The sequence below is a fragment of the Spirosoma arboris genome (genome assembly GCF_009754945.1).
In the GTDB taxonomy this organism is placed as follows: domain Bacteria; phylum Bacteroidota; class Bacteroidia; order Cytophagales; family Spirosomataceae; genus Spirosoma; species Spirosoma arboris.
The window spans coordinates 270,684-296,120 of the sequence record NZ_WPIN01000007.1; the positions used below are offsets into that span (position 1 = coordinate 270,684).

Genomic DNA, 25,437 nt, shown 5'->3' on the forward strand with positions numbered 1-25,437 from the left:
CCACTTCACTTACATTAAATCAATCGTTTGAGAAAAAAATGGGCGACAACTAACTGACCATTTCGTCGGGCCAATACAGATACTTCTTTGCCTTCGCCTTTCTGAAATATTTTATAGATATCACTAATTGACAAGTCTTTCGTCGAGCTATTATTGACAAATAAGACCTCATCGCCTTCTTCCAGACCGGCAATAGCTGCTGGAGAGTCCTTAAGAACTTTATCGACGTAATAATTACGAAAGCTATCACCCTTAGCTCGAAGCTCCATGCCACTCATATCGTGTTCGAAACTCTCATGCATGAGCCGCTTGATGGGCTTCATAACAATGTATTGGTCAGGATAATTGAATGTAACATTGAACCGACGCAGTAGTTCACAGCCTACATTACCCTGTCGTTCGGGCATATTCACCAACTTCATCCCAAATCCCAGACTATCTGGAAATGAAGCCAGGATGTTATCCATTTCATAGCGGCCAAACCGAATTTTCTGAATCCGTCCTAAACTGCCGTTAATAACTCCGTTCAATCCTCTTCCTAATTGTGCCCGAATATTTTTTTCAGGAATCGGCATTGACGCCGTACTACGGGATCGATCGAGTAGCAGCGCATGGCCTGCACCTGTATCCAGAACCACGCGCAAAGGCAGCGTTTTTTGACCGTCAAACACCGAAAGGGCATCTGTATAAGCCTTTGTATCCTGAATTGTGATAGGATATCGATCGCCTTTGTGCTTACGGTACTTATATTTTTCGGGCCGCATAATCACAAGCTCCCGACGCTGAAAATCGACGTTTACGACAAAATTAGCGAAGATTTCATAGCCAAAAATTCCGTGAACTGGCGTTCCAACGTACTCAGACAGTTTAAGCAGATCCTCATCTAAAATAACCAAGTTGTGGTGAGATGCCTTCAGTCCTCCCATGGTCAAGGTATTGTTAATGGCAATAGAAGCCGTTAAGCTACCCCCTTCGCCAGCCCCACTAATTTTGACTTTTCGGGTTAGGTTAAGAGGCCTTTTCTGCAACGCGGTTGGGTCAGTAATAATCGTGTTACTAACTCCTGTATCCAGAATAAAATATAGAGTATCTGATTCATTAACCCGCACAGGAACAACGATCAGATTCGAATGAAGTTGAAATGGAATGCGAGTCCAGGTACGATTTCCGGCAAGAAAAAAGCCGTATCTATCCTTGTCAGGCGTGCGTTGAGGATCATCTCCTCGTGCAGCCAGACAGGACAGTAACAGTCCAAAGGCCAGTATCAGCGTTTTCATGTAGCTTTATTTTATCAAATTAAAATTACGCATTTTTTTATTTAAATAACACAATAAGTTAGCGATTGGTTTTTGTCGGTTATAAATGGTAAAACAAGCATATAAGGGCTGCTACAAAATTTAGCGCGCATACAAACAACTCGTTCGGTTTAAAACTCCTAATTTCGCCGGGATTACGAAACGAATCAGCCGTTCGTTTGATTCAGAAAACTGATTTTGAACACCTTACTAATTTATTATGCGGAAGAAAATTATTGCTGGCAACTGGAAAATGAATAAAACAGCCGACGAAGCACAAGCCTTATTGTCGGAGGTAATCAATATGGTTAAAGACGAAGTCACGGGAGATGTGAAGGTCGTACTATGCACGCCCTCGCTTTATCTGGCTTCAGCGCAACAGCAGTTAACCCCAGGCGGTAAGGTGTCAATTGGCGCACAGAACTGCCATGAGAAAGCGTCGGGTGCTTATACCGGTGAAATTTCGGCACCTATGCTGCAATCTATTGGCATTGAGTATGTTATTCTCGGCCACAGCGAACGTCGGCAGTATTTCGGTGAAACGAATGCCCAACTAGCCGAAAAAGTGAATATCGTTCTCCAAAATGGTCTTGTGCCAATCTTCTGCTGTGGCGAGTCACGCGATCTCCGAGAAAATGGTGATTACATTGGCTTTGTAAAAGATCAACTTACAGAAAGCCTATTCCACCTCTCGGCCGAATCATTTGGCAAGGTAGTTATTGCTTACGAACCTATCTGGGCCATTGGTACAGGACTAACAGCTTCCTCGGCGCAGGCTCAGGATATGCACTTTGAATTGCGCCAGCACATTGCCGGTCAGTATGGCGATACTGTCGCTCAGGATACGTCAATACTATACGGCGGTAGCGCCAATGCCCAAAACGCAGCTGAACTTTTCGCCCGACCTGACGTAGATGGTGGACTGATTGGTGGTGCTTCACTCAAAGCAGCAGATTTCTTAACAGTTGTGAAAGCAGCTCAATAACTAAGTGAGTGAAGTAGGTGTAGTGAGTGCAGTAAGTGTAGACAGCTAGTGTACTCACTCTACTTACTTCACTCATTACACCTACTTCACCCTTTCCACATTAACCATGACCGCTGCTGACTACGTTCGACTGCTCAACATGCAACCTCACCCCGAGGGTGGCTATTTTGCAGAAATGTATCGTTCTGCCGAAAGTATTTCGAAGGCTGCACTGCCCAATCGATTTGGTGGAGATCGGTCGTTTAGTACTGCCATTTACTTTCTGCTCGAGAATCATCATATCTCGACGCTCCATCGTATCCAGTCCGACGAAGTATGGCATTTCTATGCGGGTGGCCCACTGGAGATTTTCGTTATTTCACCAACTGGAGCGTTGACCGTAATTCGGCTAGGCAATCGCTTAAATCAGGGCGAAGTATTTCAGGCAGTTGTTCCAGCGGGGTGCTGGTTTGGGTCAAAGCCTATCCTGACTCCTGAAGGCCCTAGTTTTTCCTTAGTTGGCTGCACAGTGGCACCTGGCTTTGATTTCAACGATTTCGAGATCGCAGATCGGGGTATTTTATTGCAAGAGTTTCCTCAACATCGTGCGGTAATTGAGCTGCTCACTACTTAAAATTCACGTTCCCAAATTTAGATACCACTTTCACTTTGGTACCTGATCCACTGCCAATTTTACCGATGTACTGCTTTGTCAGGCGAGGACCTCGGTGATTGTCATTGTCATTCGGCTGACTCGTAAAGTGCATCGTTGATCCTGAATCATAGCTGAAGTTGCCATAGCTAACCGTCACATCGAAGTCGCAATCATTGCTGTGATCCATTGGTAGGGCTATCGATGAATAAGAAGCCTGAATATCTACGTTATCCACCGTTTTAGGCATCTGCTCAATTCGGAAACCACTCGAGAATCCAATTTTAATCTTCCCCGATTCACGCAAGGTGCCAATCTTAGCGCCCGAATAATTAATGTCGGCATCTAGCTTACCAACATCGCCAATACTCATCTTGCTGAATTTGTTAGTTAGCACCAGCACACTAGCCCGAGAGAGTTCAAGATCACCATATGCCATGTCAACTTTCCCCTGACCAAAATTCCGGATATCTGCTTTGCCATAAGCGACATCAATGTCATTACGACTACCTGTTAATTGGTCGGCATTAAAATTCCCATGACGACTGTATACGGTTAATTGAGCCTGAAACGAAGGGATATTGGTATTGCCAAACTTATTTCGAACGGTTAATGCGTTCTGTCGAGGCATTGTTACCTCATAATTTATCTTGACATAATTTCGCTCGCCCCCGTCTTTCCATTTTCCTAAGCTCCAGTTCGAGATACTATTCATACTGAAATTTGTCCGAACGAGAATTTGGTCTCCCGTCCGCTTTTCTTCAATAGATACAGCATCTATAAACTTTTGCACACGTTCGTCGGAATCTGAGTTAGCTACAATTGTAATCTGGACGCGAATTTCGTTTTTATCCCATAATGCAATTGATACTTCACCAAATTGATTATCAACAATCAATTGATCTTTACTATCCACATCGAATAGTTTGATGATTGTCTTCTTTTTTTCAACCGAGCTTTCGCACTCACCGACGTCAATCGGTTCCCCAGCCCAGGTGAGTAGTGGGCTAAGGCATAGTAAAATACTAAACAGGACTCGTTTCATTGGTTTGTTGTTTAATGCGCTGAATAACGCGCAACTGTTCATTAAGCAGGTTAATCTGGAGTTGTAGATTCTGAATCATGGCCTGAATCAACATTTCCTGATTCGGATTCTTTGGCAAATCGGCTTTCAGCGACTTATATGAGTTTTCCAACCGATTAAGATCGGTAGCAAACTCCTGATACAAAGCGGGATTATCTTCCGTCATTTGTTTCAGTTCAGCGCGCTTATCGTCAATTAGCTGTGTGTAATGCACTACTTCTTTTGCATAGGTTGGACTGGCCGCTATAACCTCTGGCTGTTTGGTCATTCCATATTGCTGGTTCATATAGAAAAAACAACCTGCCAATAACAGCACCGCAATTGAGGCTGCCACCCGCCAATCGAGCACAGGCCAGCCAATTTGCCGTCCACTCGTCAGCGAACGGTTTTTATGCACGTCTAAAAATGGTGAAGCGATGTTCAGTCCAGCCTGTTCAGTTTGCGGCTTATCCAAACTGGATTTGTCAAGACCCGCTTCTATTTTTTTCCATAGATCAACCGGCGGCTCCTTATCAAAGGCCTCATGGTTGTCTCGTACAAAGCGTTCAAGTTTATCCTTTTTCATATTCGTGTCGACTTCCTTTAGAGTTGTCGTTGTATTGATAATTTATAAGTCTATTCAATAGCAGATCAAGCTTATTATAGTAGTTCCAGCAATCGTTTTTTCCCTCGTAAGTACTGTGTTCTTGATGTCGTTTCGCTAATATTCAACACATTACCTATTTCTTCATGGTCATAGCCCTCAAACAAATAGAGCGATAAAACAACCCGATAGCCTTCGGGTAGCAATTGCATGGCCCGCCTAACACGATCCACTTCCAACTGAACACCTTCTTCGTCATACGGCTCGGCGTCGGCAAAGTCAGGACCATCGTCTTCGCCCAACCGGTGCGACTCTATATCTACCAACTCTAACCGCCGGCTTCGGAGATGGTTTATGGATCGGTTTACAACAATCTGCTTCAACCAGGCGCCAAACGTACTCTGCCCCCGAAAGGAGTTGATATGGCTAAACGCATCCATAAAAGCCTCCTGTAAAACATCTTCGGCTTCGGCTTCGTGATTCAGAATCCGAAGGCAGACGTTATACATCGCCTTCACATAGTGTTGGTAAAGCTCATACTGAGCCCGTCGCTCTCCCTGTTGGCAGCGTTTGACCAATTCGGCATGACGGTCAGGGTACGGCGGTCCGACGGTTCGGTTCGATTCCAACAGGTTCAGCGTCTCGTTATCGTTTAAGTTAGATTGCAATCAGGAGAAAGATGCAGGAAAGTTGAAGATGTTGCACAATAATTTAGAAAAATTACGCGTTTTTGCATCTCCTCGCTCTAAATGCCGTTTTTCTGTGTATAAACACACAATTTACACGATTGATCATGTACGAACAAAAATATAATCCGCCATTTATGGTTCATGATGATGGAGCCAATTCGCCTTATGATCATCAGCGCATCATTAGCAAACTGACATGTGAACTAGGTCTTTTATATTATCATAAACAGACGATAGGCCTTATTCCACTTCCTGAAACGCCATTAGATGAAGGGCCAGGCTATCCAGTACCCGATGTAATTCTGTTTGAAGAGAAAACCGAACAAACTCGTGTTATTATTGAGGTGTGTACAAATCGTGGTTTTAGGACTGATTTACGTAAGGTTATTAGACTCATTGAAGATGACGACTACGGGATTCTGGAAGGGTTTGTCTATAATTACAAAACCCACGAATGGCTGCGTTATCGCAAAGGCGACGGCGGTGTAGCAACAGCCTCATCGGTTTCGGAAGTAATGGGCATTGATTTAGGCCCGATGTTATAATACCTGACTCCTCAGATTATAGAGTCGTAGGCTCCCACCAGTTGCAGGTACGTTCCTGCCTGCCCTACCAAATTTTTTCCTACTTTTACTTGTTATAGAAGGAAGAGAAACGAGCGGAATGGTTGATTATATTTCTGGATTAAATGACCCTCAGCGGGAAGCCGTTATGCACGGCAGTGGCCCGCTAATGATTATAGCCGGTGCCGGTTCGGGGAAGACCCGTGTGCTGACGTACCGGATTGCCCATCTTATCGACAATGGTGTTGATCCCTTTCGGATTTTGTCACTGACTTTTACGAACAAGGCCGCTGGCGAAATGCGCCATCGGATTGAAAAGGTCGTTGGTACCGAAGCACGAAACATCTGGATGGGTACGTTTCACTCCGTATTTGCCAAGATTTTACGCATCGAAGCCAAAGCGATTGGCTATACTAGTAATTTCTCCATTTACGATAGCGACGACTCAAAGTCGCTTCTACGGAGTATTATTAAAGAAATGGCGCTGGATGACAAGGTATATCGCGTCAACAGCGTTTTTAGCCGGATTTCAGGCGCTAAAAACCGACTTATTGGGCCAGATGACTACCTCAACAATTCGGTGATTCTGGCCGATGATGAGTCGGCGCGAATGCCGCATATTGGCAAGATTTACCAACAGTACGCTCTTCGATGCTTCGCAGCCAACGCTATGGATTTCGACGATCTGCTGTTCAATACCAATGTATTGTTCCGCGATCATTTAGACATCCTGAATAAGTACCAGCATAAGTTTCAATACGTGATGGTCGATGAATTTCAGGATACCAACGTTTCGCAATACCTCATCACGCGTAAACTGGCAGCCGTTCACCAGAACATATGCATTGTGGGTGATGATGCCCAGAGTATTTACGCGTTTCGGGGAGCCAACATCGAGAACATCCTGAATTTCCAGCGCGACTATGGCAAAGAAAACGTCAAAATCGTAAAACTGGAAGAGAATTACCGGTCTACGAACACCATTGTACAGGCAGCAAACTCCATTATCGCCCGCAACAAAAATCAGTTGGAAAAGCACGTCTTTACGTCCAACGAAGAAGGACCGCTGATCGACGTGATTAAAGCTTCGTCAGATAACGAAGAAGGGCGCCTGGTAGCATCAGCCATTTTTGAAGCTAAGATGAACGAGTCGCTGGTTAACAACGATTTTGCGATTCTGTATCGTACCAATGCCCAGTCACGGGCATTTGAGGAAGCGCTACGCAAAGTGAGTCTTAAATATCGCATCATTGGGGGCTTGTCATTCTACCAGCGCAAGGAAATTAAAGACCTGATTGCTTATCTGCGCTTCACGGTAAACCAGCAGGACGAAGAAGCATTCAAGCGTATTATCAACTTGCCCAAACGCGGCATCGGCGACACGACTGTTGCCAAAATCAGCGTCATAGCGGCTGAAAAACAGGATTCTGTCTGGGAGATTGTAGCCGACATCACGAAGCACGTTGCGGGTAGGGCGTCTTTTGCCATTGAAGGTTTTGCCACTTTGATTAAGAGTTTCAAACTGCTACTCGATCAGAAAGATGCCTTTGAAGTGGCCTCTCACATTGCCAAAACGTCTGGGCTACTGAAAGAGCTATACGACGACAAAACGGTGGAAGGGCTGGCTCGATACGAAAACGTGCAGGAATTACTGAACGCCATTAAGGAGTTCGTCGATAATCCAGACAATGAAGACAAGAGTCTTAGCGCGTTTCTACAATCGGTATCGTTACTTACTACTGCCGATGAGAAGGAAGACGACGGCGACAATGACCGAATAACGTTGATGACTATCCACTCGGCTAAAGGGCTGGAGTTCAAAAACGTGCATATCGTCGGGTTGGAAGAAGACCTTTTTCCTAGCCAGATGATGCTAGAAAGTCGGAATGACCTGGAAGAAGAACGGCGGCTGTTTTACGTAGCAATTACCCGTGCCGAAAAGCGACTGACGATCTCCTACGCTGAGACCCGCTACCATTACGGTCGGTTAAAGATGTGTGAGCCAAGCCGGTTTCTGATGGAAATCGATCAGAAATACATGAAAGTGTCGAAACAGCGCTCTGCGCCAAGCCGAATAGATTTCGACCGGCCCGAGCGTGATCGGAGTGAAAGTACGTCAACTGGCTCAATGGCCTTTGTACGATCACTCGCGCAGAAAACGGCCCAAAGACAGACTCCTCAACAAGCGGCAGCTCATACCCCATCGCCCGACTTTGCTCCTACCAGCACAGCCACACTAGCCTCTGGTCAACGCGTTGAACATGCGAAATTTGGTTTTGGCACAGTTAAGAACGTAGAGGTTAATGGAACAGAGCGGAAAGCGACCATCCAGTTCGAGCAGGTTGGAGAAAAGGTACTGCTCCTGAGCTTCGCGAAATTGCGGGTTGTCTGAACCGCTTCGGCGGCCCGGCGGGATTTATTGGATTTAAATGATTTTCGTGATTTGAAAGGTCAGATAAGATCGATCAATTATCAATCTAAGTATATCTAATTTGGATTGATAATTGATTGAGCTGACGAATAGAGACTTTAATCTCAAATACAAAATTCTCTCTCTCCATCGTTCTTCTTCAAAGCATCTTACTATCCCGCGTACGATCCATGAATGCCCTCGGCACCTTTACTGCCTGTTTGCTCCTACTTACCCCGCTGTTTACGAGTGCCCAACCTAAGCCAGATTCAACCGGCGCTAAAGTCGAAAATCTTGGCAATCAGGTCAATTCGGAATACAACGAGATTAATCCGATGATTTCACCGGACGGAAAGACCTTATATTACGCCCGTATTAGTCATCCTAACAATACACATGGCGTCAAAGGCAGCCAGGATATTTGGTACTCCGACCTTGATGCCGCCAGCGGCAAATGGGGGCCTGGCCGACGAATGGGTTTCCCGCTCAATAAAGACGAGTACAATTGTGCCTATAGTATAACGCCTGATGGTCAGACGATGCTTATCAAAGGGCAGTACAACAATGGAAATTACGAAACTCGTGGATTTTCCCTGAGCAAGAAAACTGCCAGTGGATGGTCTCCCCCGCAGAAGATGGATATTCCGAACTACGTCAATATGAGCAAAGGGCAGTTCGATTGCGGGTTTATGTCGGCAGATGGGAAAGTGTTGCTTATGGCTTTCAGCGAGAAGAAAAACAGCAAAGAGGATGATATCTATGTTAGTTTTCGGCAGAAAGACGGTTCGTGGACAAAGCCAATGGAACTTGGTCCCGAAGTGAATACCAAGTTCACGGAAACAACGCCGTTTCTAGCTCCTGATGGCGCTACACTTTATTTCTCGAGTAATCGGGAAGGTGGTCTGGGTAGTAATGACATTTATGTTTGTAAGCGCGTTGACAAAACCTGGAAACACTGGTCGAAACCCGTTAACCTTGGTCCCAAAGTGAATACAGATGGATATGATGCTTATTATACACTGGCAGCTTCGGGCGATTATGCTTACTTGACTACGTTTAAAAATACTCTTGGCAAAGGTGACATTGTACGGGTTAAACTTAGCGACGATCGCCCAACCAACCAGCCAGGTAAAGTTGGAGGGGGAGGTGATGACCTCGCCAACAAATCTGATGTGACGCGACCTGATCCTGTAGTGCTTATTAGTGGAAAGGTAATTGATCAGACCACAGGAAAGCCAATCGAGGCCCGGATTGTCTATCAGACTCTTCCTGATGGAACTGAAGCTGGCGAGGCTACATCTGATCCGGTCACAGGCGAGTACAAAATTATACTGCCTTATGGGCAGAAATACACGATGCGGGCTATTGCTAAAGACTTTATTGCGATAGGGACTAATATTGATTTAACTCAGGCCAGAGGTTTCCAGGAAATAAAAGGGCAGGAACTCAAAATGGGAGCAATCACGGAAGGGACAGTCATACCTTTGAACAACATCTTCTTCGATGTAGGCAAAGCAGAACTCCGCCCAGAGTCTGGTCCTGAACTCGACCGATTAGTAACGACGTTGAACGACATGCCTAAAATGACTATCGAAGTCCGTGGTCATACAGACAATACAGGTTCTAATGAGATCAATAACAAGCTCTCACAGGATCGGGCCGACGCTGTTCGTGAATACTTCATTAGCAAAGGGATAGAACCCGATCGCATTGCCAGCAAAGGTTTGGGCGAGACGAAACCCATTGCCACAAATGATACAGAAGAAGGACGTCAACGAAACCGTCGGGTAGAGTTTGTGATTGTGAAGAAGTAATTTCAGGTAGAAATACACACCTATGATTTTTGTTGTCTTATCAGCTAACATACAGTAGCCATCTGCTGTTTACTGATAAGACAAGCTGTGCTATTATCAGCTTACCTCCAAAACATTCTTCACTTACGAACACGATATGCAACTCAACGCTGGCTGCGAACTCTCTTTTCAAGCGCAGACACCAACACCTTTAGTTTTAATGCTCCGTCCGCGCTCAGGTGCTGGCCAATGGATCATTCGGGAAGAGTACCAGATTACCCCCGCTGTCAACGTAACCGAATTTACGGATATGTATGGCAATCTCTGTCAGCGAGTAGTAGCTCCAGAAGGTCCATTTTCAATTCATTTTTCGGCAACGGTTCAAACTGCCGATTTAATTGATGTAGCTCCCGGTGCACCTTATACGCCTGTTGAAGACTTACCCGACGATGTACTTCATTATACCTTACCAAGTCGCTATTGCCAATCAGACCAACTAGGCAACCTGGCCAGTGATATTACGAAGAATGTAGAGGCTGGGTACGATCAGGCGGAAGCCATACGCAAGTGGATTCACGAAAATATTACCTATCAATACGGTACCAGCAATGCCAGTACATCGGCCATAGATACCGCGAATAGTCGAATTGGCGTCTGTCGCGATTTTACGCACCTTGGCATTTCACTTTGCCGTGCCCTAAATATTCCGGCTCGTATGGTTGTTGGTTATCTATACCAACTTGATCCGATGGACCTTCATGCCTGGTTTGAAGCCTATATAGATGGGCGCTGGTTTACCTTCGATGCAACTCAGGAGCAGCCACGTGGCAATCGCATTACAGTGGCTTATGGGCGCGATGCCGCAGATGTAGCATTTACAACCCAATTTGGCCCAATGCAACTAAACGACATGAAGGTATGGGTAGATACAGCTCAGAACGATGCGGATGAAAGTGAAAAAAAGATGGAGGAGTCTCCAACGCTTTCTAACTCGGCGGGGTCTATGAATCCAAATAGTAATCAATAATGAAAAAGCAACTGCTTTTCTGTGCGTTTGTAGGAATGATGACGGCTTGCCAACATGAAACAGACATTCAGCCTACTCTGCCAACACTTGCCGGTGAAGTTGCTGGAACCTACCGTACAAACGTTTACCTTGATCCTTCACGTGTAGCGATTCCAGCAGCGCAAATGCCCTATACGGAACTGAAAGCAGAATCGGATAGCAGTGTAACCTTAGTTTATAACACGCAATACTTGACAAAAACCAGTCAATCTATCCAGCATATACAGCTGAGCCGGCAAGCCGATTTGATTCAACTCCGTGTAGCCGACTCTAGTATTGGTACGCTGCAAACCGACCGAATTTTTACGGATAGTGGCATGGAAAAGCAGGGCAAACTATTGCGCGTCAATATACAGACCGATTCGAAAACCCAGCAAAGTTTTGCTGGAGTCAAATAATAATACACTGAAAATGAATAACATAAAAAGCGCGACTTCGTTGGAAGCCGCGCTTTTTATGAAGTCTATCTGCGAAACAATTACCGAACCGCAAATTCACCTGAACCGATGCGGAAACCTTCCGAATACAGTTCTATCGTGTATTTACCTGGTTTGTAAGGAATGCCGCGCGAATAAAGTAGTTCAACGTTTTGGCCATTGCTGGTGTAATTCACCGTTTGCTTGGTTGTGTAAATGGTTTCATTCCCATCTACCGTAAACGTACCTGAACCATTCGCCATATCTGACACAACTGCACCCGATGGATCAAGTACGCGTACAAATACGTCCTTCGGCTCTTCTTTCGTCAGCGGATTATCCAGCAGTGTATAAACCAGTTTGATTTTGTCCAGACGCTTGGCTTTGTACGAATCATCGTCCTTCACTTTACCTTTGGCGTTCACCGCAAATACTTTTACGTTCTGTGCTTTCAATGCTGCGGCACGAGTAACCTTAGTACTCAACTCCTGATTCTGCGATTGAACCTGCGACACCACAGTAGTTACCGAATCACGGAATTGTTGTCCTTTCACTTTCAGACCCGAATTTTCTTCATCCAACGCTTTTACATTGGTGGCCAAGGTTACGTTTTCGCGTTGTAGATTAGCAATAAGCGTGTCTTTTTCAACCAGAAACGCTTCATATTGCTTAATCTTAGATTCGTATTTCGCGATGGAAATGCGATTACCTTTTTTCAGAGTCGCTTTATCAGCTTCCAACTGCGCTTTCATTTTTTCTAACTCCGAAACGTCACCACCTAGTTTTTGTACCTCGGCAATTTTAGCGTCCAAGGCGGTCGAAATAGAATCCAGTTTGACACGAGTCGTAGACAATTCTTCGACACGTTCAGATATAGTCACTTCCTGATTTTCAGAAACTTTTTTCTGATCGAAATACAGATAACTTGATACTCCTGCTAAACCTGTCATAATAATCAGGGCGGCTAGGAGAGCGCCATTTGCTTTTGGCTTTTGCGAATTATTTTCCATTTCAAATTTTCAGTTTAACGATTAAACATGCACAAACTTGTCAAAAAAGCCGCTTTCGCGGTTGTGTAGAGGTTGTTACATCCGATATCGGTGTTGATTAAGAAAATAAAATTCGACTATGAAAATTATAATTTACCCTCCGAACAATACTAACGGAACGCCGGATTATTGCGACCTATTGTACTCCACAACTGGTAACACTTGAAAAAGGTTTTTTAACTACCTAGCCTAAAGCACAAAACTAGGCAATGATTATCAACAAGATAGACCGTAAGATAAATATTCTATTTGACTCCTATGAGGTCAGCCATTCTGCATTTGGTGTCTCTTTATCAATAACAACCCGAACCCCAGCTAGTTATTAGTAAAAATCCTCAACAATGCCAGAACTTCCCGAGGTCGAAATCAGGCGACAGTATCTCGAAACCTCATCGCTTCATCAAGTCATCGCTCACATTGAGGTCGAGGACAAAAAACTGCTTACAACAGAGTACAGTACACTGATCAATACGCTAACTGGGCGGCAGTTTGTCGGTACACATCGGGTCGGAAAGAATCTATTTGTGCTAACCGACGCACCCGATGTGATAGTCCATATGCATTTCGGCATGACCGGCGATTTAGACTATTACCATGCTTCGCTCGATCGTCCGCGATTTGCCCGAATCGTATTTGAGTTTACAAATGGGTTCAACCTTGGTTTCTTATGCCCTCGAAAATTTGAGCGAGTGGGTCTGATAGATGATATTGATGCCTTTCTCAAACGAAAAAAAATTGGCGAAGATGGCCTTGTTATTTCATTAGAAGACCTTATCAGGCAGATTCAACCTAAGAAGGCATTTATAAAGCCTGTTTTGCTTGATCAACATGTTGTGGCTGGCCTGGGCAACTGGATTGTTGATGAGGTATTGTTTCAGGCTTATATTCATCCAGAACAACGTGCCAACACGCTTACTGCTATCCAGTTCGACCAACTGCACAAGGCCATCCGACTGGTGCTAGAAACAGCCATTCGTTATGAGGCTACCTATCGAGACTTCCCAAACAGTTTTCTAATTCACGTGCGAGAGTGGGATAACTCTCCCTACGACGATGTGGAAGCTCATAAATTTTGTCCTCGCTGTGGTACTCGTATCGAACGTTCGGAAGTGGGCGGCCGCACAACTTTCTTTTGTCCCAAGGAGCAGGTCGTATGAATGAACTTGCACAAATACAATCTTGTTATTGTATTAAATGTATCTACATGAATTATGGGAACACAACGAACAATTTCTGATATACGTACTGCTACTCCTAATAGTGTTGGGGATGGTTTTATAGGTTTAAATGCATTTCACCCACAAGGATCAAGGCCTTTCAATCCATTTTTACTTTTGGACCATCATGGCCCTATGCAGGTAAAGCCTTCAAATCGACCTAAAGGTGTCGACCAACATCCACATAGAGGATTTGAAACCGTCACGATTGTATACGAAGGCGCACTCGAACATCGCGACTCCGCCGGAAACTATGGTAAGCTCTTTGCAGGTGATGTACAATGGATGACAGCTGCATCGGGTATTATCCACGAAGAAAAACATGAGAAAGAGTTTTCCCGTCAGGGCGGTCAACTAGATTTTGTGCAGTTGTGGGTCAATCTGCCTGCCAAAGACAAAAAGAGTCCGCCTAAATACCAGGACATTGCCGCGTCGAAAATTCAAACGGCAACCTTATCTAATGGGGGGAAACTGCGTGTTATTGCAGGCGAATTAGCAGGCTTACATGGTCCAGCCAGCACGTTTAGTCCGATTGTAGTAGCTGACTTGACGCTGACAAACGGGCAGTCGGAAACGCTTACCATTCCTAATGACTATTCATTAATGGTCTACGTACTGAGTGGTTCAGCCAATCTTAATGGCGAGTCTATTGATCGTGGTCAAATTGCGCTCACGAATACCGATGGTGCTACGATTACATTGTCGACGTCTACAGACGCAAAGTTGCTCATTCTAGCTGGCGAGCCTATTCATGAACCGCTGGCAGTTTATGGGCCATTTGTGATGAATACCCGTGAAGAAATTCTGGAAGCGTTTGAAGATTTTCAGAATGGGCGAATGGGCGTTTTGAATTAAGTTGTAAGTAGTAAGTTGCCAAGTGGTAAATTCCTGATCACTTGGCAACTTATTACTTAATTCATAAATCCTTGATGTTTCCAAAGCCAATTACATCCCGATAAATGGGATTGTCGCGTAGTTCGGTTGCCCGAACAAGCTTGTCGGCGCCAAATTTCGTTTTAAGGTCATAAAGCGTTTTACGGAGTTTATTTTTACGGGTGTCATTATCGAACAGGCTCAGCGGCACAACTTCAGCAGGGATAAACCGGAAAACAACCACAGACATACTTCGCAGGTGCTCGTTCAAAACGGGCTCACAGCGGTGAGCTGCCTGAAATTTTTCTAATCGCTCCCGAATTATATGATATAGTTCAGGCCCGTCCTGTTTAGGGTCGGGAAAATGTACTTCATAATTATACGTTTTGCCAGTATGATATCGGCATGAAAACGACATATCCTGGCAAAAGATACCTTTCTTAACCATTCGCCGTTCGAGCGTTAGGCAGAGCGATTGCAAAAGCTCATGCAAGCGTTCGGACGTTTGCCTTTGCTCTGTTGAGATCGTCCGCATAGCTGACATACTTTTAAGTTCATCATTCGTCGATAAATCAACCTCCCCTCCGAAATTAAGCCGTAAATGCCAATGCCAGCCAACAATACTTTTGCAGACAGCCCGTAAATGTTCGGGGGAGGCATAGCGCAGATCTAGTGGTGTGTGAACACCTCCTGCTTTTAATCGGTCAGCCATACGATGGCCTATTCCGGGCAGATCCGTAAGGATTAATGAACTAAGTACATCATCAATCGTTTCGGGAGTGATTATTGTCAGGCCATCAGGTTTCTGCATATTCGAGGCCAGTTTGGCCAGAAATACATTCGGAGCAATACCAATTGAACAGCGAAACCAATCGCCCACCTTTTCTTTGATGGCCTGTTTAATAGCTAAAGCTATTTGTCGCATGTCTTTGTAAACCAGCTGGTAATTCGTCAAATCCACTACGGCTTCATCAATACTTTTTGGCACAACATCATCTGAAAACGACCGAAGTATCTCGACAATCTTAACATGATATTCTCGATACCGATTAGGATGCGTTTCAACAGGGACTAAATCTGGGCAGAGAGTAATAGCCTGATCCAGACGCATACCCGTCTTTACCCCTTTCACCTTAGCCTCTATTGAAGGCGCAATAACACATCCTTGCCGACCTGTATACACACATACCCCAACAGGTCGTCCCCGCAACCAATAATTATCCTGTTGCTCGCAGGACGCGAAAAAACTATTCATATCAATAAATAGCACGTTTGGGCTAGTATGTGTACTAAGACGATTCCGATTCATCAAGTTTTGACTAAGAATGTGGTTTTTCCCTTACTCATTCATCTGTATTTTTAGTATATTTGCCATAATACAAGCGCAATATATTTTACTTGTATTATACTGTCAACTATCTATCTGATAATGGCAGAAATTTGTTTAAAAAAATTGATACGACTGTGACTATCCAGGACCGATTAAAGCAGGTTTTCGACGCTTTAGGCATCACTATTTATCAGATAGCCAAAGAGTTAGGCGAAAACCCATCAAAATTTTACAATATTTTGAACGGCCGGGCCAAACCCTCATACGACACGATCATGAGTTTGCTGGCTTGTTACCCTCAGATCAGCGCCGATTTCCTGATCCGAGGTATTATGCCTGTCCTGAATCTACCCGAGGGCAATGCCCAACTCACCATCACTAGTGATGACACGCTAGAAGTTCCGTTTGTGCCGGTTAAATTCTATGCCACCTTCGTTGAGAGTTATTCCGATACGATTAGCACAACAGATACGGAATCCTTCCGGGTACGAAAACCTTTGCTAAAAGGCTATAAAAACCCAGTTGTGCTGGAAATTTCGGGTAGTAGCATGAGTCCGCAGCTTACTCATGGAGCCAAAGTTTTGGCAGTTCCTGTCAGCGAAAACAACTGGGAATACCAATCAGGAGGGGTTTATGCCGTGATGTACCGTGATTATTTTGTTGTTAAGCGTATCCGTGATAATGAGTTGCTAACCCGCAGATATCTCACTCTCCACTCAGACAATCCAAATGGAGGCAACGTGACAGTTCCCCTTAGCGACATTCGTGGGCTTTGGAAGATTGTAGCCATTGTAGAAGCTCCTGTAGAATAAGTAAAAATAGTCAGATATTGCCAGGAGTAGTTAACGGTTGCTTATCAAAACTTAACTGCATCTGACAACACCTGACTATTTTTTTACCCTTCCGTTTGCTCCATCACCTCTTTTTGGTGCGCCCACATCTCCTGAAAAATAGAACTGTGTTGGCGGAGGTCAGAAAAGCTTCCCTTATCAATGATTTTCCCATCTTGCATAATATAAATATAGTCGAACAAGGGCAGTAAGTGAAGTCGGTGTAAGGTTGAAACAATAGCTTTATCCGCAAATTCCTTCAATAGTCCCCGGTAGATGGCCAATTCTGTTTTGGGATCTATACTACTTGTGGGCTCATCTAGTAGCACAATATCGCTGGAACGAGCGGCCAATACTCCTCGGGCTAATGCTAATCGCTGCCGTTGCCCACCAGACAGGTTCACTCCTTTTTCTTGGATATTCGTTTCCAGGCCCTTTGGGAGTTGTTTAACAACTTCACTAAAGTAAGCTACGCGACACACTTCATTTACTTCCTCGTCGCTAAAAGGCAGCCCAAGTGTAATATTATAGGCAATCGTATTCTCGAAAATTTCTGGTTCCTGCGGGAATAGCGTTACGGTATTGGCAACCGCGTTCAAATCTGGAATAGACTGTCCATCTACCTGCACGAACAACCCTGGTTCAGGCAAATACAAACCCCGTAGCAATGTCAATAATGTACTTTTACCGGAACCACTTTCTCCAATAAACGCTACCCGTTTACCCCGCCCCAACTGAATTTGCAAATCAATTAAATTGGAGACTTTATGGGATGAACCACTCGCCCGACCATGTGAGAAATTAAGACCAGTGATATCGATAATCTGCCAGCGATCGGGCAATGTCTCATGTTCAGGTCGTTCATGACGGGCATAAGCCTCACCAATACCTCGTGCGGTCTGCACATCAGTATTAAACTGCACAATCTGCGTGTACTGCCAGGCGATATCATTAAATACACTAGTAAACTGATTGACATAGCCTAGCAGGGTTACCAAGCCGCCAATCAGAAATACCTGCCCTGGAACGTAATGCTGATAGACATAGCCCATTGCCAGAACAATATAGATGAGCCCAACCAGCATCGAAGCCGCAAACCATTTCCATTCATTAATCTTCACGTGCCGCATGAATGGCACAAAAACAAGCACCACTTTACTATCTAGCGCCTGCTGGATTCGCTCTTCCAGACGCAAGGTAATTACAGTAATAATATTCGACAGGCTATCGAACAAGGTGGATGATACAACATGCTCCCGTTCATTGGCTTCGTCAAGTGCTTTAATAAATGGTTTATCGAAACGAAGAATTACATAGATTGTTAAGGCACCTAAAGCTACTCCCACCAAGCCAAAAGCTGGAGAGAAATAGAGCATAGCTCCAAACGAAAAAACGAATTTGGATAGTGCCTGAAGATAAATAAAGCCGTCCTGAAAAAATGTTTTAAGCGCGTCGTAGGCTTTACGAATCCGATTGATTGTAGCCCCACTATGATGGTCTTTGTGCCAACCAACCGGCAAATGCAGGGTTTGGTGGAATAGCTCGTTCAGAAAATTACGGCTCAGATTGAAAGCCAGCCGCCGTTCCATAACCCGTGCAGGACCATGAAATGCCCATTCCAGCAATTCTAATGAAAAGTAACCGCCAACATATAACCAGACAACTTGTAGGATATCTGTACTAGTTTGCTGTAGCTTACCAATAAACCAACCAAATAGTAACGGACGTAACGCAGTGACCACATTGGCCATGATGAACAGGAAATAGACGAAAATGTATTGCCGTCTTTCATGTCGGGCGTAGGCCCAGGCAGTCCGCAGTAAAGCAATGTATGGGTTTTGCATGATTCCAAGTTCCGGTCTCATTTTCTGAAACGTCGTCAATTAGTAAAATGGACAAAATAGACGAATAGTTTCTACGATATTCTTAGCATAACCGTTGGTTTTGTGGTTGACTTTCAGTAATTTTGCGTCCTGATTTACAAAAGGGGCATCTGCCAATTGCAGTGACCCTTTCCTTTCGAGTTTAGAAAAACATAACTTTCAGTATAACAAGCTAATGGCTCGCGATTTAAATTTCACGAGAAACATCGGTATCGCTGCCCACATTGATGCGGGTAAGACGACCACAACCGAACGCATTCTCTATTACGCCGGGGTAAGCCACAAAATTGGTGAGGTACACGATGGTGCCGCAACCATGGACTGGATGGAGCAAGAGCAGGAACGTGGTATCACCATCACGTCGGCCGCTACAACTGTTGACTGGACCTATCGGGACCAAAAATACCACATCAACATTATCGATACGCCAGGCCACGTTGACTTCACAGTTGAAGTAAACCGTTCATTGCGCGTACTTGACGGGTTGGTATTCTTATTCAGTGCTGTTGATGGTGTTGAACCTCAATCGGAAACCAACTGGCGTCTGGCTAACAACTACAACGTAGCTCGTTTGGGCTTCGTGAATAAAATGGACCGCTCTGGTGCCGACTTCCTGAACGTGTGCAAGCAGGTGAAGGAAATGCTGGGTAGCTATGCTGTTCCTCTTCAGTTACCGATAGGTGAAGAAGATTCCTTCAAAGGTGTTGTTGATCTTGTCAATTTCCGGGGTATTGTCTGGAATGAGTCAGACAAGGGTATGACGTTTGAAGTTGTCCCCATCCCTGCTGATATGCTGGATGAAGCAACCGAATGGCGTGAAAAACTCCTTGAAGCCGTTGCCGAATTCGATGATTCGCTGATGGAGAAGTATTTCGAAGATCCAGAATCGATCTCGGAAGACGAAATTCTGGCAGCTTTGCGTAAAGCAACCATCGCGATGAAAATCGTACCGATGCTTTGCGGTTCGTCGTTCAAAAACAAAGGTGTGCAAACCATGCTCGATTATGTGATGGCCTTATTGCCATCGCCGTTGGACAAGGAAAGCATCAAAGGAACGAACCCAGATACAGGTGAAGAAATTTCTCGGAAACCTTCATCATCGGAACCATTCTCGGCGCTGGCATTCAAAATTGCAACTGACCCTTACGTAGGTCGTTTGTGCTTTGTTCGTTCGTACTCAGGTATTCTTGAGTCTGGTTCTTATATCCTGAACAACCGTTCGGGCAACAAAGAGCGGATTTCGCGGATTTTCCAGATGCACGCTAACAAGCAAAACCAGATTGAGCGTCTGGAAGCTGGTGACATCGGTGCCGTAGTTGGTTTCAAAGACATTAAGACTGGCGATACGCTGTCTGATGAAAAGAACCCAATCGTTCTGGAGTCAATGGTATTCCCAGAACCAGTTATTGGTTATGCTATCGAGCCTAAGAAATCGGCCGATCAGGATAACTTCTCGAAAGCTATTGGTAAACTGATCGAAGAAGATCCAACGCTTAAAGTTGAATCGAACGAAGAAACCGGCCAGACCATTATCCGTGGTATGGGTGAGCTTCACCTCGAAATCATCATCGACCGGATGCGTCGTGAGTTCAAGGTAGAAGTGAACCAGGGTGCACCACAGGTTGCTTACAAAGAGAAGCTTACCAAAAATGTCGAACACCGTGAAGTCTACAAGAAACAAACGGGTGGTCGTGGTAAGTTTGCCGATATCGTGTTTGAACTCGGACCACGTGGCGAAGATGAAACCGGTGTTGTACCATCGGGCTTAGAGTTCGTAAATGGTATTGTTGGTGGTGTTATTCCTCGCGAATTTATCCCCGCGGTACAGAAAGGCTTTGACGAATCGCTGAAAAACGGTCCGTTAGCTGGCTTCCCACTCGAAAGCATGAAAGTTCGGTTGTTCCACGGTTCGTACCACGATGTTGACTCCGATTCGCTGTCTTTCGAAATGGCTGCTCGTTTGGGCTTCCGTGAAGCTGCTCGTCAGGCTGGTCCGAAATTGCTCGAACCAATCATGGCGGTTGAAGTATTGACACCAGAAGAGTACACTGGGCCAATCACGGGTGACTTGAACCGTCGCCGGGGTGTAATGAAAGGGATGGATACAAAAGCTGGTTCGCAGGTAATTAAGGCTGACGTTCCTCTTTCAGAACTGTTCGGTTATGTTACTGACCTCCGCACGATGTCGTCGGGCCGTGCTACCGCCAACCTGACATTTGCGCACTACGAAGTTGTGCCGCAAAACATTTCGGATACGGTTGTTGCCAAAGAAAAAGGTACCGTGAAGGCGTAAGTCTTTTCAGATATTGGGCAGTGGGTCAATCCGACCGACTGCCCATTTTTTGTGTCGTCGGAGTAAATGGTTCTTTCGACAGACACTTCACTTAATGAACCAAAACACAATGAGCCAAAAAATTCGCATTAAGCTAAAGTCGTTCGACCACATGCTGGTTGACAAGTCGGCAGAGAAAATCGTAAAAGCGGTTAAATCGACGGGTGCTATCGTAAGCGGCCCAATTCCTCTGCCAACTAATAAAGAAATCTACACTGTTCTGCGGTCGCCCCACGTTAATAAAAAGGCACGGGAACAATTTCAACTTTGTACCTACAAGCGGTTGGTAGACATCTATAGCAGCAGCGCTAAAACGGTTGATGCGTTGATGAAACTCGAATTACCGAGTGGCGTTGATGTAGAAATCAAAGTCTAACGACTTCTTTCTTAAGGCTTACCGTGCCGCAAGTGCGAACCTACAGGTTTCGGGCTTGCGGCATTTTTTAATGTTCAACGTTCTATATTTTATCTGAATTATAAGATCAATCTGCCTGTTATTTTTGTATATTGTATGGTAGAGGGACTAATTGTCCTGGGAGATTTTATCCGTTATGTTAAACGTCATTCAGCTACTGCCCGACTCGATAGCTAACCAGATTGCAGCTGGTGAGGTTGTGCAGCGGCCCGCTTCGGTAGTGAAAGAGTTACTCGAAAACTCGGTCGATGCCAAGGCTAAATCGATTCAGGTAATTATCCGGGAAGCGGGTCGCAATCTGATTCAGATTGTAGACGATGGCGCTGGTATGACTGAAACCGATGCCCGCATGAGTTTTGAGCGACACGCTACATCTAAAATTCGTTCTTCCGACGATTTATTTCGTATTCGTACGATGGGTTTTCGGGGCGAAGCGCTTGCCTCTATTGCCGCCGTAGCACAGGTAGAGATGCGCACACGTCGAGCTAGTGATGAACTTGGAACATTAGTACGGATTGAAGGTTCGGACATTAAAGCGCAGGAAGCCATTTCATGTTTACCCGGCACGAATCTGCTCATTAAAAACTTATTTTTCAACGTACCCGCCCGGCGTAATTTTCTGAAGTCGAATTCGGTGGAGATGCGCCATATTATCGACGAGTTCCAACGGGTAGCTCTTGCCAACCCAGAAGTAGCCTTTTCACTGTTTCATAATGATCAGGAAATTTATAATCTACCTGCCGGGAAACTCAGCCGCCGAATTGTGGATATGTTTGGCAAGAGTTATCGGGAGCAGCTAAATTTCTGCGAAGAGCAAACGCCTTATGTAACGGTACATGGTTATATAGGCAAACCAGAGTCAGCAAAGAAAGCCCGAAATGAACAGTTCTTCTTTGTCAATAACCGCTTCATCAAACACAACTATCTGCACCACGCAGTGATAGGTGCTTATGAAGGAACGTTGCCCGAAGGTAGTCACCCTTTCTATGTACTGTTTATTGACATTGACCCGTCGCACATCGACATTAATATCCACCCCACTAAAACGGAGATAAAGTTCGACGATGAACGATCAGTATATGCTATTATGATGGCCGCAGTTCGGAAAGCTGTAGGTGTCTATAATTTATCGCCTTCACTTGACTTCGACTCCGATGTTAACTTTCTGGCGGGTGTTCGGCCTGATGCCTCAAAATCAGTGTCTGGTGGCACGACTGTTCTTCAGCCTTCATCTAAAGTAAATAGTCCTGACACGAGTTCGGCTCGTCCAATTACGCCCTCGTGGGCATCGGGAGCAGGGCAGCCCGTACATGAACGAACAGTGTTACGAACCGATGCTTTAGACAAAGCAGCTGGTAGCAGTTTCGACATTCCGAAAAAACCATCGGTTAATAATTGGCAAACACTATACGAAAGTGTTGCCGGAACAGATAAATCAGGAACTTCTTCCAATTCCAGTGAAACAAATGGCGATTGGCTAGGAGTTGTAAAACAAACAACAACACCTACAGATCAGCCCGCTGCAGAGAGCGGCCCAATCACATTGGGGAGCCGGGCAAATCAGTTGCCAGTCAGTTTAGAATCATCTGAACAGGTAGTTCCCACATTGGCCGAAGATGAAACTATCGTTCAAATACAAAATCGTTACCTTTTAGCTCCCATCAAGTCAGGAGTAATGTTAATTGACCAACGCAGGGCCTACGAACGAATTCTGTATGATCAGTTTCATGCTGCATTAACCAAGCAAAATGGAGCCTCTCAGCAATTGTTATTTCCCAAAACCATAACACTGGCACCGGTTGATTTTCAATTGGCACTCGATTTGCGGGAAGATCTCACCCATCTTGGGTTTGAATTCGATGAATTAGGAGCAAACACATTTGTGATTCGGGGTGTTCCAACGTTAACAATGGGCGAGAATGAAGAAGAACTCTTTGCTAATTTGCTCGCCCAACTTCGAGCAGATACCGGCCGGTTAAAACTAGATAAAATTGAATCGATGGCGCGGTCGTTGGCACGCCGGTCATCAATGCATCATATAGCTCGCCTGAGTGCTACTGAGTGTCGAGCTTTAGTAAACCAGTTGTTTGCTTCAACGAATCCAAGCTATACGCCTACTGGCGAGCCAGTAACGGTTGTGCTTACGTTAGATAAAATTGCGGGACTTTTACGCTGATAATTGCGTTAATCAGCATAAATTAGTTGATATTAAGATGTTTAACCTTACTCCGGTAGTTCGCGTACTATTAGTAATAAATATATTGGTCTTTTTTGTTACAAATGACGCCATTATTGAACAATTTGGGCTGCATTCGTTCCTTTCTGACCAATTCAATCCTATTCAGTTACTGACCCACATGTTTTTACATGGTGGCTTTAACCACATTTTCAGTAATATGATTGGGTTAGTTGTTTTTGGGCCAATGCTGGAGCAGTTTTGGGGACCACGTCGATTTACTTTTTTTTACTTTTTTTGCGGTTTAGGTTCTGCGTTATTATTCTCAGGGGTAAACTATTTTGAGATGCACGACGTATATGAAGCGGTTCAAACTTATCGTGTAAATCCTGGTTATGAGAGTTTCTCGGCTTTCATCGACCAGCATGCTAGTTCCTATTATGATCGATTAATGCCTTTCATTGAGCAGTTTAAACGATCTCCAAGCGATAGCAAAATGAGTCAGGATAGCATAGCAATTGCTAACAAAATCCTCACAAATCAGGTTGACGAACCGATGGTTGGAGCATCTGGCGCAGTTTTTGGCGTAATAATGGGGTTTGGGTTATTGTTTCCGAACACTGAGTTATTTTTATTGTTTCTACCTATACCGATTAAAGCAAAGTATCTCGTTATCTTTTACGGAGCATTTGAACTTTATTCGGGTATTTATAGGGCGCAAACTGACAACGTCGCTCATTTCGCCCATATAGGCGGCATGTTGTTTGCATTTATTCTCGTGAAATACTGGGGTTCCCAACGAAAAACGTTTTATTAGTGATGAGCGGCTTGTTCGAGGATTTTAGGAGCGAATTCAATAAGCCCAACAATACGTTGGTGCAATTGATTCTAATCAACACAGTTGTGTTTTTGGTGCTTTTGCTGACTAAAGTGGGTCTGACATTAGCACAAAACGACGCTGTATATGATTTCATCAGGGCGCAGTTGATGCTTCCAGGAACATTAACTGGTTTCTTACATAAGCCGTGGACCCTGTTTACCTATTTTTTCACACATGATGAGATTTTCCATATTCTCTACAACATGCTTTTCCTATACTGGTTTGGCAGGCTGATTGACGAATATCTGGGCAACCGAAGACTAATAGGGTTGTATATAATGGGCGGATTGGCGGGTGGTTTACTCTATATGGCCATGTACAATCTGGTACCTTACTTTCAGAATTATGCTGAAGGTGCCCGTATGTTGGGTGCATCGGCGGCTGCTTTTTCGGTTGCAGTTGGCGCTGCTACGTTATTACCAAACTATACATTTCACCTTCTCTTTTTTGGTCCGGTACGAATTAAATACATTGTTTTCTTTTTTATTATCCTTTCTGTTGCCCAATCAGCAGGTGCCAACGCGGGCGGTAATCTGGCTCACTTAGGCGGTGCTTTAATGGGATTTTTCTACGTCAAATTGCTTCAAAACGGCACAGATTTGGGTCGCCCTATTTACTGGATAGCAGATGGATGGAGCAATTTACTTAAGCCAAAACCCGCCGTTAAAGTATCATATCGCCAACGGAGCAATGCAAGTACACAAGCAAGCTCTTATGTCTCATCGACGGGTTCAGCCTCGTCTATATCAACGCCCGACCAAGATGAGGTCGATACGATTCTGGATAAAATTTCACGGTCTGGGTACGAAAGTTTAACCCGAGAAGAGAAACAAAAACTTTTCCGGGCTAGCCAACGAAATTAACTTATATGATTACTAGTGAGGGTGATTATATGGTCCAGTCATTCTCTGATAGTTCATTTTAAAATCTAAGCCTT

At 44.7% G+C, this 25,437-nt stretch carries 22 protein-coding genes; 15 read left to right on the top strand and 7 right to left on the bottom strand.

Translation table 11 applies throughout. The features are described 5' to 3' along the window. Nucleotides 1–14: 14 nt before the first annotated feature. Entirely contained in the window at nucleotides 15–1,277 is a 1,263-nt protein-coding gene (locus GO755_RS20070) for an aspartyl protease family protein (protein WP_157587078.1), read from the bottom strand. Nucleotides 1,278–1,515: 238 nt separating this feature from the next. Here GO755_RS20070 and tpiA point away from each other — a divergent pair, with 238 nt between their 5' ends. Both tpiA and GO755_RS20080 read left to right on the top strand, forming a co-directional pair. Then, entirely contained in the window at nucleotides 1,516–2,280 is a 765-nt protein-coding gene (tpiA, locus tag GO755_RS20075; RefSeq protein ID WP_157587079.1) for a triose-phosphate isomerase, read from the top strand. 106 nt (nucleotides 2,281–2,386) lie between these two features. Beyond that, entirely contained in the window at nucleotides 2,387–2,893 is a 507-nt protein-coding gene (locus GO755_RS20080; protein WP_157587080.1) for a cupin domain-containing protein, read from the top strand. Here the strand turns inward: GO755_RS20080 and GO755_RS20085 are convergent. From GO755_RS20085 to GO755_RS20095, 3 genes are all read right to left on the bottom strand, one after another. Then, nucleotides 2,886–3,956, bottom strand: a complete 1,071-nt coding sequence (locus GO755_RS20085; protein WP_157587081.1) for a DUF4097 family beta strand repeat-containing protein — start codon at nucleotides 3,954–3,956, stop codon at nucleotides 2,886–2,888. The genes GO755_RS20080 and GO755_RS20085 overlap by 8 nt on opposite strands. Next, complete coding sequence (locus GO755_RS20090) at nucleotides 3,937–4,560, bottom strand: hypothetical protein (RefSeq protein ID WP_157587082.1); 624 nt, start codon at nucleotides 4,558–4,560, stop codon at nucleotides 3,937–3,939. Before GO755_RS20090 ends, GO755_RS20085 begins: the two co-directional genes overlap by 20 nt. 74 nt (nucleotides 4,561–4,634) lie before the next feature. Further along, a complete protein-coding gene (locus GO755_RS20095) occupies nucleotides 4,635–5,207 on the bottom strand; it encodes an RNA polymerase sigma factor (RefSeq protein ID WP_157587243.1) in 573 nt (190 codons plus the stop codon). A 164-nt stretch (nucleotides 5,208–5,371) separates the two neighbouring features. Here GO755_RS20095 and GO755_RS20100 point away from each other — a divergent pair, with 164 nt between their 5' ends. The 5 genes from GO755_RS20100 to GO755_RS20120 all read left to right on the top strand — a co-directional run bounded on the left by GO755_RS20100 (nucleotide 5,372) and on the right by GO755_RS20120 (nucleotide 11,497). Beyond that, nucleotides 5,372–5,812: a hypothetical protein gene (locus GO755_RS20100; RefSeq protein WP_157587083.1), complete on the top strand. Its 441-nt coding sequence runs from the start codon at nucleotides 5,372–5,374 to the stop codon at nucleotides 5,810–5,812. 118 nt (nucleotides 5,813–5,930) lie between these two features. Continuing rightward, nucleotides 5,931–8,222 (top strand): ATP-dependent helicase, encoded by a 2,292-nt coding sequence (locus GO755_RS20105; RefSeq protein WP_157587084.1) that lies wholly within the window; start codon nucleotides 5,931–5,933, stop codon nucleotides 8,220–8,222. 209 nt (nucleotides 8,223–8,431) lie between these two features. Further along, nucleotides 8,432–10,054, top strand: a complete 1,623-nt coding sequence (locus GO755_RS20110) for an OmpA family protein (protein ID WP_157587085.1) — start codon at nucleotides 8,432–8,434, stop codon at nucleotides 10,052–10,054. Nucleotides 10,055–10,190: 136 nt separating this feature from the next. Then, nucleotides 10,191–11,060 carry a transglutaminase domain-containing protein gene (locus GO755_RS20115; protein WP_157587086.1) on the top strand — a complete coding sequence of 290 codons (870 nt, stop codon included), beginning with the start codon at nucleotides 10,191–10,193 and terminating at the stop codon, nucleotides 11,058–11,060. Beyond that, the gene (locus GO755_RS20120) at nucleotides 11,060–11,497 is read left to right on the top strand and encodes a hypothetical protein (protein ID WP_157587087.1); all 438 of its coding nucleotides are present in this window, start codon (nucleotides 11,060–11,062) and stop codon (nucleotides 11,495–11,497) included. The genes GO755_RS20115 and GO755_RS20120 overlap by 1 nt, the downstream gene beginning before the upstream one ends. 80 nt (nucleotides 11,498–11,577) lie before the next feature. Here the strand turns inward: GO755_RS20120 and GO755_RS20125 are convergent, their stop codons facing one another. Continuing rightward, nucleotides 11,578–12,525: a hypothetical protein gene (locus tag GO755_RS20125; protein WP_157587088.1), complete on the bottom strand. Its 948-nt coding sequence runs from the start codon at nucleotides 12,523–12,525 to the stop codon at nucleotides 11,578–11,580. 380 nt (nucleotides 12,526–12,905) lie between these two features. Between GO755_RS20125 and GO755_RS20130 the strand changes: the two genes are divergently transcribed. Next, nucleotides 12,906–13,721, top strand: coding sequence for an Fpg/Nei family DNA glycosylase (locus GO755_RS20130; protein ID WP_157587089.1), 816 nt, complete (start codon nucleotides 12,906–12,908; stop codon nucleotides 13,719–13,721). 54 nt (nucleotides 13,722–13,775) lie between these two features. Then, complete coding sequence (locus GO755_RS20135; RefSeq protein WP_157587090.1) at nucleotides 13,776–14,636, top strand: pirin family protein; 861 nt, start codon at nucleotides 13,776–13,778, stop codon at nucleotides 14,634–14,636. Between the two features lie 61 nt (nucleotides 14,637–14,697). Here GO755_RS20135 and GO755_RS20140 read toward each other — a convergent pair whose 3' ends face one another. Further along, entirely contained in the window at nucleotides 14,698–15,909 is a 1,212-nt protein-coding gene (locus tag GO755_RS20140) for a DNA polymerase Y family protein (protein ID WP_262887016.1), read from the bottom strand. A 197-nt stretch (nucleotides 15,910–16,106) separates the two neighbouring features. Between GO755_RS20140 and GO755_RS20145 the strand changes: the two genes are divergently transcribed. Further along, nucleotides 16,107–16,796 carry a LexA family transcriptional regulator gene (locus tag GO755_RS20145; RefSeq protein WP_317165924.1) on the top strand — a complete coding sequence of 230 codons (690 nt, stop codon included), beginning with the start codon at nucleotides 16,107–16,109 and terminating at the stop codon, nucleotides 16,794–16,796. An 83-nt stretch (nucleotides 16,797–16,879) separates the two neighbouring features. On the opposite strand, the gene GO755_RS20150 is transcribed toward GO755_RS20145, so the two are convergent. After that, nucleotides 16,880–18,658, bottom strand: coding sequence for an ABC transporter ATP-binding protein (locus tag GO755_RS20150; protein ID WP_157587093.1), 1,779 nt, complete (start codon nucleotides 18,656–18,658; stop codon nucleotides 16,880–16,882). A 214-nt stretch (nucleotides 18,659–18,872) separates the two neighbouring features. Here GO755_RS20150 and fusA point away from each other — a divergent pair, with 214 nt between their 5' ends. From fusA to GO755_RS20175, 5 genes are all read left to right on the top strand, one after another. Then, the gene (fusA, locus tag GO755_RS20155; RefSeq protein WP_157587094.1) at nucleotides 18,873–20,990 is read left to right on the top strand and encodes an elongation factor G; all 2,118 of its coding nucleotides are present in this window, start codon (nucleotides 18,873–18,875) and stop codon (nucleotides 20,988–20,990) included. A 109-nt stretch (nucleotides 20,991–21,099) separates the two neighbouring features. Beyond that, a complete protein-coding gene (rpsJ, locus tag GO755_RS20160) occupies nucleotides 21,100–21,405 on the top strand; it encodes a 30S ribosomal protein S10 (RefSeq protein WP_012930032.1) in 306 nt (101 codons plus the stop codon). A 175-nt stretch (nucleotides 21,406–21,580) separates the two neighbouring features. Next, nucleotides 21,581–23,620, top strand: a complete 2,040-nt coding sequence (mutL, locus tag GO755_RS20165) for a DNA mismatch repair endonuclease MutL (RefSeq protein WP_157587095.1) — start codon at nucleotides 21,581–21,583, stop codon at nucleotides 23,618–23,620. Between the two features lie 37 nt (nucleotides 23,621–23,657). Beyond that, on the top strand, nucleotides 23,658–24,437 hold the full coding sequence (locus tag GO755_RS20170) for a rhomboid family intramembrane serine protease (protein WP_157587096.1): 780 nt from the start codon (nucleotides 23,658–23,660) through the stop codon (nucleotides 24,435–24,437). A gap of 2 nt (nucleotides 24,438–24,439) precedes the next feature. Beyond that, nucleotides 24,440–25,363: a rhomboid family intramembrane serine protease gene (locus GO755_RS20175; protein ID WP_157587097.1), complete on the top strand. Its 924-nt coding sequence runs from the start codon at nucleotides 24,440–24,442 to the stop codon at nucleotides 25,361–25,363. Nucleotides 25,364–25,437 lie beyond the last annotated feature (74 nt).